This window comes from candidate division WOR-3 bacterium, assembly GCA_029858255.1.
GTDB lineage: Bacteria > Hydrothermota > Tepidihabitantia > SM23-42 > SM23-42 > SM23-42.
On record JAOUFJ010000004.1, the window covers coordinates 137,499 to 155,167 of the forward strand.

The window sequence follows — 17,669 nt, forward strand, 5'->3', positions numbered from 1 at the left end:
AGGTCATATACCTCTGATATCGTCCTTCGGTTATGAAAAGCGATACAGGGTGTTAAATCCTAAATCCGAAGCACTAAATACTAAACAATATCGAATCCTGAATGACCAAAATCCAAAACACGGTTTCGGTCATTGGAATTTTGAGATTCGTGCTTGTCCCGCTATGCGAGGATTCTCGTGAATGCGGTCAAATCAAAGATTTGAGCATTCGCGGAATTTAGGGCTTCGATATTCGAATTTTGCCGTTAACTAACGGGCACCGTAACCATTGAACTCCGGACAATTTTTTGAAGGATTGACATCCGCTACCCTACCTTTATAATCGTTACTAAGGAGGAGATATGACAATATTGGCATTGTTTTTGCTGTCAAATTCATTTCTTGCAAGAGAATGCAAATTTGTGTACCACCCGGAAATTGTTAGGGCCGAATCCACGCACTCCTATGACGTTTTGCACTACCTTATCGATCTTGATATACCAATGACATCACGGTATCTCGAAGGAGCGGTAACGATGTCCGCACGCAGCAATGAGAGCAACTTGACAGTAGTGGATCTGCATCTGCTTGGATTGAATGTTGATTCGGTCAAGGTCAACGGGCTGACCGCTTCTTACAATCACGTAGATGAAACCCTTTATGTGAATTTGCCCCAGCCCGCCGGGCTGAACGATTCTTTTGACATCATGGTCGGCTACAGCGGCACGACTTCGGGCAATATGGGTTTTATCTGGGTACAGTCGTATCTACCAATGGCGTATACCCTGGGCTGCCCTTATTGTACTAGAATGTGGATGCCCTGTTACGACCGGATGTGGGACAAGGCGGATTACGGAGTTGAGTTCTACGTTACGGTACCTGATTCATATACGGTTTGTGCCACCGGTGAGTTTCTAGGTGAGCAGACCTCTGGTGGCTACTCTACTTACCACTGGAAGCATGAGTATCCGATTTCACCTTACTTGATCCATTTCGCGGCGAGCGTCTATGTTACGATATCAGATTGGTATCACGCCTCCCCTACGGATAGTATTGAAATGCTTTATCATGTGTGGCCGTTCGACACTAGTTACACAGCCAATGCGTTCTCTTTGATGAACGACATGATGTTTTTCTACGATTCGTTGTACGGCGAATATCCATTCGAACGCTACGGCATGGATTTCATTTCCGGCTTTTATTATGGGGGCATGGAGCATCAGACCATGGCTACGATAAACCGGAACTGGCTTACCAGTTATCCCCCGGATCATTTCGGCTTTGCCCATGAATTGTCGCACATGTGGTGGGGCGACATGGTCACCTGCTTCGGCTGGGAAAACGTGTGGCTAAATGAGGGTTTTGGCACGTACAGTGACGCGTTGTATCTGGAGCGAATACAGGGGCACCAGGCATTCATCGACACGATGAAGCTGCGCCGCAACGTGTATATTGGTGCTGAGCTCTCCAATCCACATTCCATGTATGACCCGCCGCCGAATCTTCTGTTCACGTGGTCACATACTTACTACAAGGCATCATGGGTACTGCACATGATAAGATACCTTTGCGGTGACGATGCCACCTGGCTTAATTTCATGGCAACCTACCGCGATTATTTTGCCTACGGCAATTCCTCGACCGAGGACTTGAATACATTGATGAACGGGCTGCTTGGCGGCAACTACGACTGGTTCATTGACGAATGGGTATACGGGATGGGGTTCCCCCAATACGATATTACCTGGAGCAGGGTCTACGAGGCGCCAAACTGGCGGCTTATTCTGGATGTAACCCAGTACCAGACGATCGGCCCATCGGTCTTCCACATGCCGTTACCGATCGGGGTCGATTATTCGAGCGGCGATACTATACTGACCCTAGCAGTCAATTTCTCGCCCCAGCATTTCGAGTATGTGTTGCCCTTTGAGCCTACCAGCATAACAGTTGACCCTGAAACCTGGGTTATCCAGCAGAATACGGTGACCGGGGTCGAGGAACTGGTGGCAAAAGGCGACCTCTTCGTCCGGAAGATCCAGACCATTGGACGGGCGATAAACCTTAAACTGAGCGTGCCGGGTTTGATCAGGATCTTCGACATTACCGGCCGTCAGGTCTACGAGACTCACGCCGAAGAACTAGATTACCAGCCGTCCAGTGCCGGCATATATCACGTGCTGGTTGGCGATGAGAAATACAGGGTGGTGGTTGTTAAGTAAGGAAATATTTATGCGATAAACCTACTTGCTCGATGATTTCTGTGATCTTATCGATGTGTAGCTGATTTTCTTTTTCCAATCTAGCAAGTGCTTCAGAGCGTGTCATTAACCCTTCCCTGACCATTTTCGCGTAGAAATCATCCTTCTCGGTCATGCCTAATGTCTTCACATACATATAATCCTTTAGATGTGCGATCTCGCAGTCAAATCTCCATGTGGAGTTTAATGTTTTGGGATAATCCCAATGCAATTCCCTTGAAATTCTCGAAATCACATCTTTTTCATTCCACCGGATAAAATGAAATAAATCAAGGATTTCGATGCCGGGACTGAAAAGCCTCGGGCCAATTGCGTATTGGTGAGCGAATAAATAACCCTTGAATAAAATCGGTACATATTTTGGTTTGATGTATGCCAGATTTTTCAACGACTCTTTAATAAGTCCCCTTAAGTAATTAACATAGTAGAAACCCAGATGCATATCTCGGGATACGTTGAGCAATTCCTTCTTGAAGGAAGTATACTCGTAGGGATTGCCGCCGTTGATAATCAGGGAAACATCATGCTCTTTTGCAGTCCGCAATATGGTTTTCCAGATCAACTTGCAACCTATGCATATCATTGGCACCATTGCAGGCGAAGGGTTTTTAAACCAGGCGAGTAGATTATTTTTGAAACATGACTCATGTATCTGACTTTTATGTTTGAATCTTACGATGTCGACGCCAAGCGCCTGGACCATGTTGGCAATATTCTTTTTCGCCCGGATATTGGTGAAGGGATTTTCATAGTTAACGGCAAGGGTATTCATTCCGTAATCTTTAGCGATTTTTAACAGCGTATATGCACTATCTCTCCCTCCGCTGATAGTCACCATGCATTCGTATTTCTTGGTTTTGTTTCGATGAGCATTCAGAATCAACAGCAATCTATGTTCACCCTGCAACTGCAATCTCTCATAAGTCCTGCAATAATTGCACACGTTATTCTCGTCAAATGATATATTGGGGGTTTTGTCAATTAACACGCATCTTGAGCAACGTCGGGTGATTTCATTCATATATTTTAGCACCGTATTATGGGATATCGAAATGATGATGTCAAGATGCAAGAAATGTAGGCCGTTGGCGCGTGTAAATCGACCCTAGTTTATCAAATATTTCAACTTGCATTTTTCGAAAAGAAGTGTATAATTACAGCGGTTGCTACTAATGAATTCATTTTCGCAAGAGAAGAGATCATCTTTTTATGATATTCTGTCAATTGTGATTATAACGGTCAATTCCAAATCGCAGCTCAAACGTTGCCTGGAATCGATTTATACGAATGTGAAATATCCGTTTGAATTAATTCTTGTTGACAATGGTTCAACTGATGGCACCGTTGACATGGTGAGGCATGAATTCCCTGAGGTGAGGGTGCTCAGAAATAGAAGGAACAGAGGTGTTGCGCCCGCGCGGAATCAAGGATTGGCAGTATGTAAGGGTAGGTATATTCTCATTTTGGATGATGATACCTATGTTATAGACGGTGCGATTGACAGAATCGTAGAATTCATGTCCAAGCGGCCTGTGGTTGGTGTTTGTGGGGCAAAACTGCTAAATGCTCGCGGAGAGTTAATACACAGCTGTCGTAGATTTCCGACTCTCAGTTCGTCCATTCTCAACCGCATTGTCAAAATTGCTGATACTGAGTCGCCACTGCCGCTGCGTAGACATTTAATGATAGATTGGGCTCATGACCAGCCGTCCGTTGTCGATTATATGGCAGGCGCTTGTCAGTTAATAAACCGTCAGGCGTTGATTGATGTTGGACCTTACGATAAGAGTATATTCTATGGACCTGAGGATCTTGAGTTTTGTTTTCGAATGTGGAAAAGAGGTTGGGAAGTGTGGTATGTGCCCGATGCTCATGTTGTCCATGATTGGCGTAGATCAACCAAGAAGAACCCGGTAAGCATGCTTGCCATTCGCCACTTCCTCGCAGTTTTGAGAATGCACTTACAATACCGGTTCAGGGACTTCAGACATGTCACAGAAGCTACCGACCGAAGAAGAAGTTACTTAACTAAACAACATTGAAGCATCTCATTGTCATCACGCCGAATTTGAAGGAAGCAAGTACCGGGGGTTTGATATGGCAGAAGCGATTTTGTGAATATGCCAGCAGGGTGCATGAACCTACAGAAATCATCGACGCAACCCAAATCCCGAATATATATAGGAGCATCAGATTGCTTAATATTGTCTATTATACTTTACGTTTGCTGAGGAATAAAGATGCGTTCCTGTTTGTTGACCACAATCTGCATGTTAGACTATCTATTCCCTTGTGGTTAAATAAGATGATCAGGAAGAATCATTATGGGGTGATATGCCACCATGTGGTTCACGGGTTGAGGAAGAATCCGATTAGACGCTGGATAGAATTTCTTTCGGAAAAGATTATTTTGCGCAATGCGGTAAGAATCATAGTGCCGAGCGTAAAAACTTCAAGCGATATTGAGATTTTTAACGTAGACACCTCCAGAATTGTGGTTATAAATCCTACACTTGTTTTCAGATCTGCTCTAATGCCGGTAAGAAAGAACGAGAGGCGAATATTGTTCGTGGGCAATATCGAGCCCAGGAAGGGCCTGGATACATTGATCAGGGCATTATATTTGAGCAAGGATATCGATTTTTCGTGTGAGATCGTAGGTGGTTGTTACGGATATGAGCGCTACCTTAAGGGTCTGTTGAAACTAATTGAGAACTCCAGGCTGTCAGAAAGAATTGTCTTCAGGGGAAAACTTGATTCTGCATGCACAATCAAAAGTTATGAGAATGCGAATGTCTTCGTTTTTCCTTCTTTGCACGAAGGATATGGCATGGTACTGCTTGAGGCAATGAGTTTTGGTTTGCCCATCGTGGCAAGTGACATAGCACCTGTCAACGAGATAGTCAAAGACAGACTGAGTGGATATTTATTCGCGCCCGGTGATGAGAAGTCTCTTGCTGAGGTATTGAGGAGGTTACTTTTATCTTTTGACCTGCAGAAAAAGATAGGCATGCGTAATTTCAAGCGTAGTAGGGATTTTTCCTCTTGGGATAAGGTGGTGGACAAGACCTTCGCGGTTGTCAAACCGTATCTTCACAATGAAGATAGTAATTGATTGTGTTGGGTGGGCATCAGAGATACGCGGCGTAGACCGCTACTATTTTGAATTGATCAAAGCTCTTCTCAAGGTAGACCGCGTTAATACCTACTACGTGTTTGTGGGCTCTTGGCAGAAATACTTTGTGCAGCTTCGTGCAAAAGATAATCTAAAGATAATTCCAATCAGATGGTCATCCCTTCGAATACTCAGAAACATCTGGCATGCGATAGTCTTTCCTTTTTATGCGAGGGCGATTAACCCTGATGTCGTTCACCTTCCCAATACTATACCCCTTATTGTAAGAATAGCACCCACAGTTTGTACAATACACGATTTGCTGGAGTATGTATGTCCGGAAACATTTGGTTTTGTACAGGCGCGCGCAAGGAAAGTAATCGTTAGGACAGAGGTGAAGCAAGCAGATGTTATCATAGCGGTGTCAGATCTCACTCGCGATTCATTGGTTGATATACTACGCGTGGCGCATTCCAAAATTAAGGTAATCTATAGTGGTGTCGATAGACAAGTTTTTAACGTATCACGGCAATCACGGCTAAGTGTGAGGTCCGATTTTAAGATAGGTAAAAAATACATTCTTTTTGTTGGAATACTGGAGAAGAAAAAGAATATCGATGGATTAATAAAAGCGTTCAACATGATCCCGGAGAAGCTGAGGCAGAGGTATCAATTGGTCATTGCCGGCAAAGCCGATAATGCTTATGAGGAGGCAAAGAGCCTTGTCAAAAGGCTTCGCTTAGAAGCAGATGTAATGTTCCTAGGACAAGTATCAGAAGGTCTTGCTGGTTTATATCAGGGGGCCTCGCTTTTTGTACTACCATCTTTCTATGAGGGATTTGGTCTGCCTGTATTGGAGGCGATGGCCTCGGGTATCCCTGTTGTTGTTTCAAAACATGTTGCAATTGGTCATCGCCTTCGAGGTTGTTGCGCGATAATCGATCCTGACAACCCAGCGGAAATTGGAGAAACAATGAGGATTATGCTTACGAATAAACGATTGAGAGAGAGGTATGTCAAAGAAGGAATTCGGCGTATCAAGGATTTTACCTGGGAAAACGCTGCTGCTGAAACTCTTGAAATCTACGGCATTTGTGCACGAAGATTATTTAAGGATTAGCCTAACGCAATATTGGTTAGATGTCGGATCGAAATCCCGACTTTCGGAAAAATCGTCGTCGTCAAGCTTAATTGATATTTTATCTCGCGCAATATCGTAAGAGCCTGATCTGAGAGGTCCGAGAGAGATAAATACCGCATTCTTCCAATACCCCCGTTCGATTTTTTGCGGAGAAATGTTTTTCTTAGAAATGTGGGCTTGAAGACCAATGCCCGCGATGACTAAGGTATCGTTCGCTTTTGCTACTATCCCTCGGGCATATTTCGGGTCGGAATTTGGTATAATCTCTATCTCCAGGTCATCAATAGAAAGGGTTTTGGTTTCCACGTTCCTGAATCCGAATAAAACATTATCTTTGTTGTAGAATATATCAAAGGGCAAATGCCCAATGACACTATAACTATTGCGAACCAGATATGCGTCTTGTTCCCAAATGCCATCGGATGTCAATAGTCCATAATCGTTGCTGATAAGATCATATAGCTGTACCCCGATTCCCCTGTATGTTCCTAGAACTTTAAAGATTAGAGAAAAGGCATTAATGTAATCAGAGTCTTTTCGCTTCTTAAATCTCCCAGTCTCGGGAATAAATACGGCATTTCTTTCCTTATTCAGACTATCGATGACACTGATCTTCGACTCCAGATATATGTCAGGAGCTATGAAGTCGATTTCTGGAATTTGATTGAGGTAATTCCGTGGTTGGCCATAGGGGTTTCCAAGTAGTTTTTTCGCATCTCCGCTTACGAGTAGATTCAGGTATAAGGGGAAATCTCGGTCGATCAAAGACACCGCCCGGGAAAGTTCCTTCATGTAATTAAGAAAGTTTGATTGCATAAAGTCAGCATCGGAAACAGATTGGCGTTTCTCGTAGATCTCATTGCATCTTGCACAGTGACAGCGTTCTGCAATAGGTCGTATCTGGATTCCTGAAATGAAAACAGTGTCAGAGCAGGTTCTTCTTAATTGAAGCTTCATTTTTCCCGGCGTGGTACTAAAACGCCCGCCAACGTGTATTTCGTGATGGCCGCTTCCTTTAACATAGCCGCTCCAGAATGGCTGTCCCAGCGTATCGGTTATCTGTATGTCAAACTCACAATGAGCAGGTGATTTTAGGGATAGTTCTATCTTCAGACTGCAACTCATAACATCAAACCGTTCATCCCAGATGTGTGTTTTCTGCCCTGGTAGTATCTTGGCAGATTGTGGGTACACTGGTGGCCACGGGCGCCATAATTCAGGGTGAACGAATAGCTCGTTTTGCAGCTGCAGCATTATGAATGTTTCGCCGGGGTCGTTTTCCTTTACCCACTTCATCAATGCCTGTAGTGCATTTTCTTCTCGCTGGAGGAGTTCATTCGGATGCTCGCCATCGAACGAATAGCAGTATATTCTGCCCCCACCATCATCATACATTTTTCCTGCAATTGAACCGTCACTTCTCGTGTATGGTTGATACCTATCCGCGTCTTTGCGTATATATTGAGGTACAACATTCTCATGGCCACTAATGTTCGACCCAAACCATAGAATAATCACTTTCAAATCGTACTTGGCGGCAACGAGTGCAATGTTTCGTAAAATCGTGGTGTCATAGAGTCCGGGTTCTTTCTCGAAGAATGACCAGCGGAAGGAGACGCTCACAGTATTTGCATGCAATTGCGCTGCTATCCTGAAATAATCTTCTCGTACGTGGCCATCAAAGTCAACAGACTTATGGTCTTCGATTGACATTACGACGAATGGGTTGTTGTTTACATATAGCACTCGGTTGTTGTGATGAAAACCAACGTATTGTGAACAGTATATTGTAGATGGCAGGAATGCAGATGCGCAGAGAAAAACGACGGGCAGAAGTGTACGTTTCAATACTACAAAGATTCGGCTAAAGTTCATGTTTTACTATCCATGTTAAGATGTTAAAATGATTCTTAACCGCGCGTTTGTTCATCAAGAGAGCGTGTGCCAGAAGCCTAATGGAACTACCGTATACATAAAGTGTATTGAAAAAAAACACACCTAGACTACCATAATACTTTTTTAGATACCGCTTCTCACTTCTCAAGGACACCATTAATTGTTTTTCGCTACCCTCTCTCCAACTTGTAGATAACACATGATATATCTGTGCATCATGGAGGAAGAAAGTAATGTAATTGTCAGTGCTGGCGCGACGGCAGTAATCCATGTCTTCATAATACGCAAAGAACTGCTCGTCGAGTAGACCTGCTTCTTCAATCAATTGTCTTCTGATTAGCATGCACACACCGGATACCCAGTCTATTTGCCGAGATGAATTCCTGGGCCAATAATATAATAACCTTCTCCCGAAAATTTTGCTGCGCGGGAAGATTTTCTCAAGTCCCATTAGTCTGAAGCATAGCGTTGCGGGTGTCAAGAAATGACCGCAACTATCCCACTGCAGCTGTCCAGACAGGTTGAGTACTCTGCACCCCAGTATGCCAACGCGTGGATTGTTGCGAGCGTAATCCACCAGTTTGGCTACTGCCGTTGCAGTGACTACGGTATCGGGGTTTAATAGCAGAATGAATGTCCCCTTTGCTACTCGTATGCCTTGATTATTCGCTGCTGCAAAACCGACATTACGTTGGTTTTGCACGACCCTTGTTGCCGGGAAGTGTGTGTGAACATAATGTACACTGCCGTCAGTAGAATTATTGTCTACCATAATCACTTCGTGGGATATATTGTGTATCGTTTTTTGAAGTGCAGAAAGGCATGGGGCAAGAAACTGCCTTGCGTTATAACTGACAATGACGATGGATAAATCCAATGATTTCATGGGTTTTGCCTACCTGTTACGCTCTCAATGAAATCGATTAACTGTATTGCCATTTTGTCTGTCCTCAGTTGTTGACGAATCGAGGGTTTTTGTTTAAATAGTAATCTTCCTTTTGTGTACAAATCATACGCAATCGAGATTTTCTGGCCTATCTCTTCGGGTTTCAACGGGCTGGCTACGAAACCTCCGTATTTTGATACCATATCCTTCACCGCGCCCTCTGTTGTGATGGCAAGTATTGGTTTATTCATGCCAATATACTCAAAGAGTTTCCCTGGAATATTAGCAGATGGCTGGGCTGATGGATGGTTGATTAATAGCAGCAAATCTGCACTACGTTGATAAGCCAAGGCCTCGGCGTACGGCACCTCTGGCAATACCTGAACCATATGATCAAGATTTGCCATGGATATAGCAGTCTTTTCAGTATCGGTTAAGTTTCCGATTAAGAATACTGCAATGTTGTCCCGCAGTTTTGGATTTTGGCTGATAGCGTGAACCAGACCTTGGATAAATGGGACTATTGAGCGTCCGTAGTGACTTCTACTTATGTTACCAGTATGTACTACCAAGAACCCTTTCCGAGGTTTCTTTCTCTTTAACCTAGGCAGTTCGGTTTGGTCATAGCCTCTGTAAATAGTAGCTATTATCCCCTGATTATTTGAGAAATATCTGTCTCGGAAATACCCCTCTGCGACCTTGCTGTTAACGACCATCCCATCTGCCGATCTAACAATCAATTTTTCAAGAAAGGAATCTGTCGTCCGCCTGAGTGATGATTTCTCGATTACAGGGTTAAGGGGATCGTAGATCCACGTATCACGGAACTCGGCAATCCACGTTACCCTTCTGAATAGTTTTGCGCATAGTCCTATGAAATGAGAGGACTCAGGTGGCGATGTAGTGTAGATCACGTTGACCTTTTCACGTTGAACTAGTCTTATGGCATGAAACACGGCATAGGGTACCCAAAAAATTTGACGATCAGGAATGCAGGTGAATTGCATGTATTTCGCGATAAGATGTGAAAAGAAAAGACGGATGCGGCTCTTAGCTTCATCCCTTTCTACTCCGGACTCGAGTACACTTGCAAGCCGTTTTACCAATCTCGGTAGACGGACGAAAATTGCTCCGTTTTCAGAATAGTTGTCTCTTTCGGGGGCAAGAACAATTGTTTTATTGTCACTACGGTCTAGATAATGTCTAAATCTTAGTAGACGTCTAACACCTATACCTTTATACGGCAGAAAGTAAAAAGAAACAAACAATATTTTCTGTTTCATCTAAGGTTTCTTCAAAAATCGCTTGATTATGGAAAGAAATTCGAAACTGGGTAGCATGAACTTCATAAGAGTCAGGTGTGATTCTTTGATAAAGAACACAATTGTCAGCAGAAGCGAAATCAAATAGGCACCGGTAGTCGCTATCGCCGCGCCGAGTATGCCTATCCTCGGTATCAGCAACATGTCGAACACAAGCGTAAGGACCAGGGAACAAATGGTGACTATGCTTCCGTAGTACGGTTTGCCCATACCATGTAAATGATTTGTTAATATCTTGACAAGTCCAAAGGCAATGATGCCAGGTAGAAGAATCTGCAAAGGTAGTATCGATTGTACGAAATCATTGCCATATAGGACGGGAATCAAGTATTGTCCAAGAAGACCCAGAACTAATGCCGAGAGAAGCATTACCGCTATCGAAATCCTGCTAACCCTACCTGTAAATTCACTTGCAGGCGTACGCTCTTTTCTCGATACTCTTGGAAAGAGCGTTAAAGAAATCGAGTTGGGAACATACCACAGAAGTTCCGCGATTGTTACGCTGACCGAGTAGAGACCTACTGCATTTATGTCGAGAAAATAATTAACTAAAAACATATCCAACCGATAATTGAAGAATTGAAAAAATATCCCAATTTGTCCTTTCATTCCGTATTTTATACTTTCACCCAAGAGTTTCTTTTCAATCGAAAGTTTAGATTTTACATGTTTGGCGAGAATCAAGAATGAAAGAACGGTTGGCACGAAGTAAGATAGGAATATCGCGTGCGCACCCCCGGTTATCCCTCTTCTGAGAATCACGACCAGTAGAATCAGACCGACTAACCTCGTCACCGGTTCGATGATCCTGAGCATGTTGAATTTGAAGAAGCGCTCTAATCCCTGACACAGAGTAAGAGCATAGCCTGACCATAGCAGAAAGGGAAAAATCAACACAGCCAGGTTAAACATCTTTGAATCAAATCCCGGGAGGAATCTGGATAATACGTAATCTCTTAAAAGTAGGGCAATCAATGCAAAAAAGGCGCTTGATGCAATCCATATCAGAAGGTTGTTTGAAAATATTTCGTGGAACCTTGTGGGTTTCTTGCTTGTAAAATACACGTTTGAAAACTCCATACCCATACCGCCTAATAATTTGATTACTGTCGAGACAAGTAACATGATCGCAAGAACACCTTTTCCTGAAGGCCCCAGATAGCGGGCAATCAATATACCCGAGATCATGCTCAACGGAAATATGAGTACTTGAGTAGAAAGGACTCCTAATGTTTTTTTGGTGTAATCAGACATCGAGACAACAAGTTATAAGATTACTGAGTTTTTCGCCTGTTCTGCGAAAATTGTAGTGAGTATCAATCCTTTTTTGTGCCTTCCTACCTAATTCCTTCCTTTTCTTTGGGCTCTCTAACAAATACACAATCGCATTTCTAAGGCCAGTTATATCATTGGGCTCGACAACAATGCCGGTGTTACCCAATATCTCCGGAATATCGGAAATGCGAGTAGAAATGATTGACTTACCTTGGGCCATGGCGTCAAAGATTTTTGCAGGCACCTGTGTCCTGCCAACAACGGTATCTTTCTGGGGTATCACGATGATTTCCGCCCGTGCTATGTGATCTGTCAATTCATCAAAAGGGATCATTCCACTTAATACAATTCTACTGTCGGTCTTTGCTGCAGCTATTATCTGATAATTCTCTTGATCCTGGTAATCCATACCGATTATTTTAAGAATTGCTTTAGGCTCTTCTACCATCTTGAATGCTTTAATCAAATCATCTATACCCTTGTGTGGTCTGGGTGTTCCAAGAAACAGAATGACTACCTTGTTTTTCTTGGTAATCGGTTTTGTGTGTACGATTTCACGGACGTGGGGTATTACTGTTCCGCCGTACATTGCGCGCAATGTCTTTGATGAAACAGTTATCATATCGGCCGCTTTGACGAACTTGTCGAATAGTAGATTTACCAGATACGAAACAGGCTGATTGATGTGTAGAATTCCCGAGATGTATCTGTGGATCCTATCCTCTAATAAAAAAGGAGACAACTCCCAATCATCAATATCTAGTATCAGAGGTACACTGTATTTAGCCTTTGCGAGCAGACCTATGCCGAAGCTGGCGATTAAGGGTTTACATGCGTACAGAACGTCGCTCCTGCATTGATCTACGATTTTTGTGATGTTCCTAAGAAACACTGAAACCGTTGGTTTCACTCTGATCGGGTGAAATTCAACACTCCTCGTCTGTTGTAATGGTTGCCAAATGTCGGCACCAAACATTGGTCCGACAATAGAGACAGAGTGTCTTTCTTTCAGGAGATTCGCCAAAAGATACGCTCTGCCCAGACAATTTCCGGAGAAATCAGATGTCAGAATCGTAATTTTCATTGCCGAAATTCTTGACGCAATCAATCATTGCTATCAATGTGATCCAAAAGATATTCAAGAAGTACTTGATCATCAGTGGACTTATGGTTGCTAATAACAACCAAGAAATAAGAAATGCAATCATCGCTCCTGAGTAGATTTTTGTATCGTTCTTTGTGGTTTTTTTAAAGATCTTGATCGATTCAATAAGGGATTTGACAACTATCCCAAGAAAGGTTAGTGTGCCAACAATTCCCAATTTCCAGAGTAAGACCAAATATGAATTGTCTATCCAGAAAAATGATAGGGTTGTTCCGAAATAACTATGGCTGAATTGCTTACCCAGGCCATTCCCAATGAGAGGGCTTTGCAGGATTTGCTTCCATACGAGTTGACTGTGAACGAGCCGCTGATTTAGTGAAATATCCTGAGTGAAGGACAAAAGTGATGAGGCTCGAATTGACACGAGAGTGAAGATACTCAAACCGGTCTTTTGGGTAAAGTAAAAGATCACTATGATGAACGCTACGAAAATGAATGCCACTGTGCCAAGTACGTATTTCTTGTTAATTTCTTTGCGAAAAAGATACGCCATGATCAGGGATGCAATTATAAGTGATATCCACAATCCCCGCGTCAGTGTAATGCCAATTGCACCGAAACAAAGCGCAAGGAGGCAGACAAAAAGCCATCGGGCAGCTTTACTACGAGCTCTAATTGCCATTCCTATCATTAGAGGAATGGCAAACAAATAGATGATCCCCTGATTCGGGTTGAGTCTGATTAATTCTCCTCTCTGCAGGGTGGTAAGAAATACCAAAAAATACTCAAATGCAATTACTCCAGAACAAATCACGATGATCAGCAATATTCTCGAGAACGTCTTTGGTGAAGAGACTACTGTTGGTATTATGAAATATAGTCCAAAGAGACATAATATGAGCAGGTCATTTTTTATTATTGGGAAGCTATTTCCGTTTGCCAAGCCGACTAGTGCGCACACCAGGATCCATAAAATGAAGAAACCTACCGGAATTGCCAACCTGATTTTGCCGAATTTCTTTCGTTTGAGGAGAACATTTAGAAAAAGAAAAAAAACAAAGCTAATGAGGGCAAAATATAATGGTATTAGATTTATGCTGAAAGTAAATGGTGGATAATTATACCCAGATGCAGGTATTACTAAAAGGGCTATTATCACTGCAATAAATAGCCGGTCGATTTTGGCGATCGCGAGGAATAAGGCTAAAACCGCAGCCGTTAGAACTGCGATTGCAGTTGGCTTGAGAATTAGGCCATAGATGAGGAGAATTTGAAAAAGAATGAACGTTAAAAAGATCAGAGCAGACTGACGGGTGTCGTCAAATTGAAGCATGCGGTGCTATTTCTTTAGATATTTTTTTAGTGAGTAGACATCCCTCTTAAGCACGTGCCAAATATTTTGCAGTTTCTCAAGGGATTTTTTGCTAATACCACCGGTTTGTACATATGTTAGCGCCAATACATAAAGGACGCCGAAGGCAAAAGCACAGATTATCGCAATAATGACGATGAGCGTCCTTCTGGGAAATGACCTCTTTTCTGGTGGCTTTGCTTCATCAAGAATCTGCACGGTCGGTGTGTCCTTTACTTCCATAATCTTTGCCTGTTCATATTGCTGAGTGAGTAGTTCGTATATAGCCTCCTGGACCTTAACATCTCTTAAAAGACGTACATACTCAAGAGAAACCTCAGGTATCATCGCCAGCGGAACAGAAAAACCTGCGCCGAATTCCTTGGTACTATCGGTCCGGCCAAATTCGATTTTTGCCAATTGTTTTTTCAGTTCGTTGATTTCTCGATTTACATCGCGAAGAAATGGATTATCGAACTGAGATGAGGCCGATAATGCACCGCGCTTAACTTCGAGCAGGATAATGCTACTCTTAAGCTTGGCGATTGTGCCGATGATATTCTCTATTTCGATGTCCAGCGCGATTGTACGATGTTGTTCCTGGAATTTTCTCAGTGTTTCTTCTGCCACTGCGAGTGAATCGATATTTTCCCCGAGGCGTTTCTCTATGAACATACGATATCGCTTTCCTACCGTCATCGCTGTTTCGGTATTGAATTTATCGAGTTCTTCAATGAAGGAGTTGGCAATATCTGCGGCAAGGTATTTGTTCTTATATGTTACGCTAACGGAAATAATGCCCTCCGGGCTGACAGCTATTTTCGTGATTCCATCCAATGCATTGAGGGCATCGATTTCAGTTTTTGCTTTGAATTCCTTCTTTAGGTTATACTTTTCGACAATTGTGCGTCTTATGCGCTGACTTTTCATTATTGCCGCGTATAAATCGGACGGCGTTGTCAGTCCAGGTAACATCCCGCCTCCAATCCGGGCAAGTCCAGATAAGGCGCTTGGTACATTTACCGAGAGGAGGCCAAGCATGGATTGTTGCTCTGGATTAGGTGGAAGTATCGTTGTGGTCACGGTGTATTTATGGATCAGTACCATACTTATGGCGGCTGCAACGATCGCCACAACCAATACATTACGCAGAATAAATTTACGCCATCTTACGATCACTTCTACGTAATCAATGAATGATTTAGCCGATTTTTCGCTCATTAATCGAAGTATATTCACTTTTGTAATAATGTCAACACGCACAGCAATAAGTGCTGCAATTCGAAGGATACAAGGCTGTCCATCCCTCCATGCGGGCTTTATCTTGACTGAGAGTCGATTTTTCGTATACTTCATCGATGCGTTCTTCGATCCGGGAAATCGTTGGGCTTATACAGGATTTTGCTTGTGCTGGCTCACAGATTCATGATGCATGCGTCAAGATTATGTGTGATCGAGCAATATTTCTGGAAAGACCCAATTCGTATTGAAAGATGAAAATATTAGTGGTGACTCAAGATGACCCTTTCTATCTGCCATGTTTCTTCAAATCGTTCTTTGATGAATTCTTAAGAGAGTTGGGCGGGATTGAAATCGTAGGCGTTGTCATACAACGTCCTCTGGGACAGAGATCTAAGAAAAAACTCCTGTGGAGAATGATCGAGTTTTACGGGCCGGTAGTTTTCGCCGTGATCTCACTGAGATATGTTCTACAACAGATAGCCAACAGACTCAATCGGCTGGGATTGATGAAGGCCGCTCATTCAATAGACTATTTCTGCCGACGTAACGGAGTACGAATTCTTCCATACAGGAATGTCAATCATCCGCGGTTCGTTGAATTCGTAAAGAACAGCAAGATAGATTTAATCGTTTCGGTTGCCGCGGCACAGATATTTAAGTCGGATATACTGAGGGCGCCGAGGCTGGGGTGTATAAACATTCATAATGCGCCTCTCCCCGATTACCGCGGTATGATGCCGAGTTTCTGGCAGATGTTCCACGGAGAGAAACACACAGTAGCAACAGTCCATGAAATGGTTGAGGAAATCGATAAGGGAAGGATTATTTTTCAGGCACAAACCGAGATTACAAGGGGCATGACACTCGATGCGTTGATCAAAAAAACAAGGAAGGTTGATGCGTGGGCGCTACTAAAGGTGCTCAGGATGTTCAAGGAAGGTCGGGTGAAATACCGTAACCTGCCAAATAAAAAGGGTTCTTACTTCTCTTTTCCTTCCAGGCGTGACGTGGTGGAGTTCAAGAAGAGAGGTTATAGAATCGTATGAAGTATTTTGTGCTCTCTGTTGACATCGAGGATTGGTTTCAGGTCGAGAATCTTAAGAAGCAGATTCATTACGACGAGTGGCCCGGGAAAGAATCGCGAATAGATGAAAGTACCAGGGTTGTACTCGATATATTGAAAAAGAGAGATATAAAAGCAACGTTTTTCATACTTGGTTGGATCGCTAAAAGGAAACCCGAATTGGTAAAAGAAATTGCCTGTCGGGGACATGAAATCGCATCTCACGGATATAAACACGAGTTACTGCATAAGATTGATGATTCTGCGGTAGAATCTGATATCAGGAAATCAGTTGAGATATTGAGTCCGTTATCGCAGAAGGAGATCATCGGATACCGCGCGCCCAGTTTCTCAATAACAAAGGCTGCTGCCTGTGCTCTTAAGGCGATGAATTTCGTTTATGACGCCAGCCTTAATGATTTCCAGTTCAACAGAAGGTATGGGAAGATAGGAACATGCAATAAGATGAGCAGGGTAGATGGTAGCGACGTCAGGTTTACAGTTCTGGAAAACGACCTTGTTGAATTCCCGATCTCAGTAAATACATATCTCACGATATACTGGCCTTTGGGTGGTGGCTACTTCAGATTATCTCCAATGTGGTTTATTAGAAAGCAGCTGCATGATATTTTCAGAGAGAGTGACATCGTGAGCATTTACCTGCATCCATGGGAATTTGATCCGGGACAGCCGCGTCTGAAGAGTTTGAGCACAAATTATTACTTCCGACATTACTATGGTCTGGACAGAACTGCGGACAAGATAGACAATTTGATCAGGTTGGTAAAGAATTCCCCTGGCGTTAAGATTAAAACTTTTGGGGAAATGGCCAAGATCCTGGCGCGTAAAGTTTAGAGAATTCTTAGAGAATCTCGAACGCGCGCACGAAAGACATTTATCTTGACTTTATATCTATCCTATTTATAATAGCTCAATGCAGGATCAAATAAATATCTTTGAGCAGGATTTCTGGTCAATAAATGACGCGCTCAACCGACTCCTGCAGGGTACCCACGCCAAGACAATATTGCTCATC

14 protein-coding genes are annotated in these 17,669 nt (G+C 43.1%); 6 read left to right on the plus strand and 8 right to left on the minus strand.

Features of this window, described 5'->3' with window-relative positions; translation table 11 throughout:
- Positions 1-341 precede the first annotated feature (341 nt).
- Positions 342-2,198, plus strand: coding sequence for a M1 family metallopeptidase (locus OEV79_03725; protein MDH4210533.1), 1,857 nt, complete (start codon positions 342-344; stop codon positions 2,196-2,198).
- On the opposite strand, the gene OEV79_03730 is transcribed toward OEV79_03725, so the two are convergent.
- On the minus strand, positions 2,191-3,180 hold the full coding sequence (locus OEV79_03730) for an ATPase (protein MDH4210534.1): 990 nt from the start codon (positions 3,178-3,180) through the stop codon (positions 2,191-2,193). The two genes, OEV79_03725 and OEV79_03730, sit on opposite strands and share 8 nt — an antisense overlap.
- A 229-nt stretch (positions 3,181-3,409) precedes the next feature.
- Here OEV79_03730 and OEV79_03735 point away from each other — a divergent pair, with 229 nt between their 5' ends.
- From OEV79_03735 to OEV79_03745, 3 genes are read left to right on the plus strand one after another with little or no spacing between them, the layout of a single operon-like run.
- Positions 3,410-4,279 (plus strand): glycosyltransferase family 2 protein, encoded by an 870-nt coding sequence (locus OEV79_03735; GenBank protein MDH4210535.1) that lies wholly within the window; start codon positions 3,410-3,412, stop codon positions 4,277-4,279.
- Entirely contained in the window at positions 4,276-5,352 is a 1,077-nt protein-coding gene (locus OEV79_03740; protein ID MDH4210536.1) for a glycosyltransferase family 4 protein, read from the plus strand. Before OEV79_03735 ends, OEV79_03740 begins: the two co-directional genes overlap by 4 nt.
- Positions 5,336-6,472, plus strand: coding sequence for a glycosyltransferase family 4 protein (locus tag OEV79_03745; GenBank protein MDH4210537.1), 1,137 nt, complete (start codon positions 5,336-5,338; stop codon positions 6,470-6,472). The genes OEV79_03740 and OEV79_03745 overlap by 17 nt, the downstream gene beginning before the upstream one ends.
- On the opposite strand, the gene OEV79_03750 is transcribed toward OEV79_03745, so the two are convergent.
- From OEV79_03750 to OEV79_03780, 7 genes are all read right to left on the minus strand, one after another.
- Positions 6,458-8,239 (minus strand): hypothetical protein, encoded by a 1,782-nt coding sequence (locus tag OEV79_03750; GenBank protein MDH4210538.1) that lies wholly within the window; start codon positions 8,237-8,239, stop codon positions 6,458-6,460. The two genes, OEV79_03745 and OEV79_03750, sit on opposite strands and share 15 nt — an antisense overlap.
- Before the next feature lie 118 nt (positions 8,240-8,357).
- Positions 8,358-9,275 carry a glycosyltransferase family 2 protein gene (locus tag OEV79_03755; GenBank protein MDH4210539.1) on the minus strand — a complete coding sequence of 306 codons (918 nt, stop codon included), beginning with the start codon at positions 9,273-9,275 and terminating at the stop codon, positions 8,358-8,360.
- Complete coding sequence (locus OEV79_03760) at positions 9,272-10,558, minus strand: glycosyltransferase (GenBank protein MDH4210540.1); 1,287 nt, start codon at positions 10,556-10,558, stop codon at positions 9,272-9,274. The genes OEV79_03755 and OEV79_03760 overlap by 4 nt, the downstream gene beginning before the upstream one ends.
- Positions 10,559-11,851 (minus strand): oligosaccharide flippase family protein, encoded by a 1,293-nt coding sequence (locus OEV79_03765; GenBank protein MDH4210541.1) that lies wholly within the window; start codon positions 11,849-11,851, stop codon positions 10,559-10,561. It abuts the gene before it with no gap.
- Positions 11,844-12,956: a glycosyltransferase gene (locus tag OEV79_03770; GenBank protein ID MDH4210542.1), complete on the minus strand. Its 1,113-nt coding sequence runs from the start codon at positions 12,954-12,956 to the stop codon at positions 11,844-11,846. The genes OEV79_03765 and OEV79_03770 overlap by 8 nt, the downstream gene beginning before the upstream one ends.
- Positions 12,931-14,310, minus strand: coding sequence for an O-antigen ligase family protein (locus OEV79_03775; protein MDH4210543.1), 1,380 nt, complete (start codon positions 14,308-14,310; stop codon positions 12,931-12,933). The genes OEV79_03770 and OEV79_03775 overlap by 26 nt, the downstream gene beginning before the upstream one ends.
- A 6-nt stretch (positions 14,311-14,316) precedes the next feature.
- Positions 14,317-15,549: a Wzz/FepE/Etk N-terminal domain-containing protein gene (locus OEV79_03780; protein ID MDH4210544.1), complete on the minus strand. Its 1,233-nt coding sequence runs from the start codon at positions 15,547-15,549 to the stop codon at positions 14,317-14,319.
- Positions 15,550-15,821: 272 nt separating this feature from the next.
- Here OEV79_03780 and OEV79_03785 point away from each other — a divergent pair, with 272 nt between their 5' ends.
- Together OEV79_03785 and OEV79_03790 are read left to right on the plus strand one after the other, a co-directional pair.
- On the plus strand, positions 15,822-16,616 hold the full coding sequence (locus OEV79_03785; protein ID MDH4210545.1) for a formyltransferase family protein: 795 nt from the start codon (positions 15,822-15,824) through the stop codon (positions 16,614-16,616).
- On the plus strand, positions 16,613-17,488 hold the full coding sequence (locus tag OEV79_03790; GenBank protein MDH4210546.1) for a polysaccharide deacetylase family protein: 876 nt from the start codon (positions 16,613-16,615) through the stop codon (positions 17,486-17,488). Before OEV79_03785 ends, OEV79_03790 begins: the two co-directional genes overlap by 4 nt.
- The last annotated feature ends 181 nt before the right edge of the window (positions 17,489-17,669 follow it).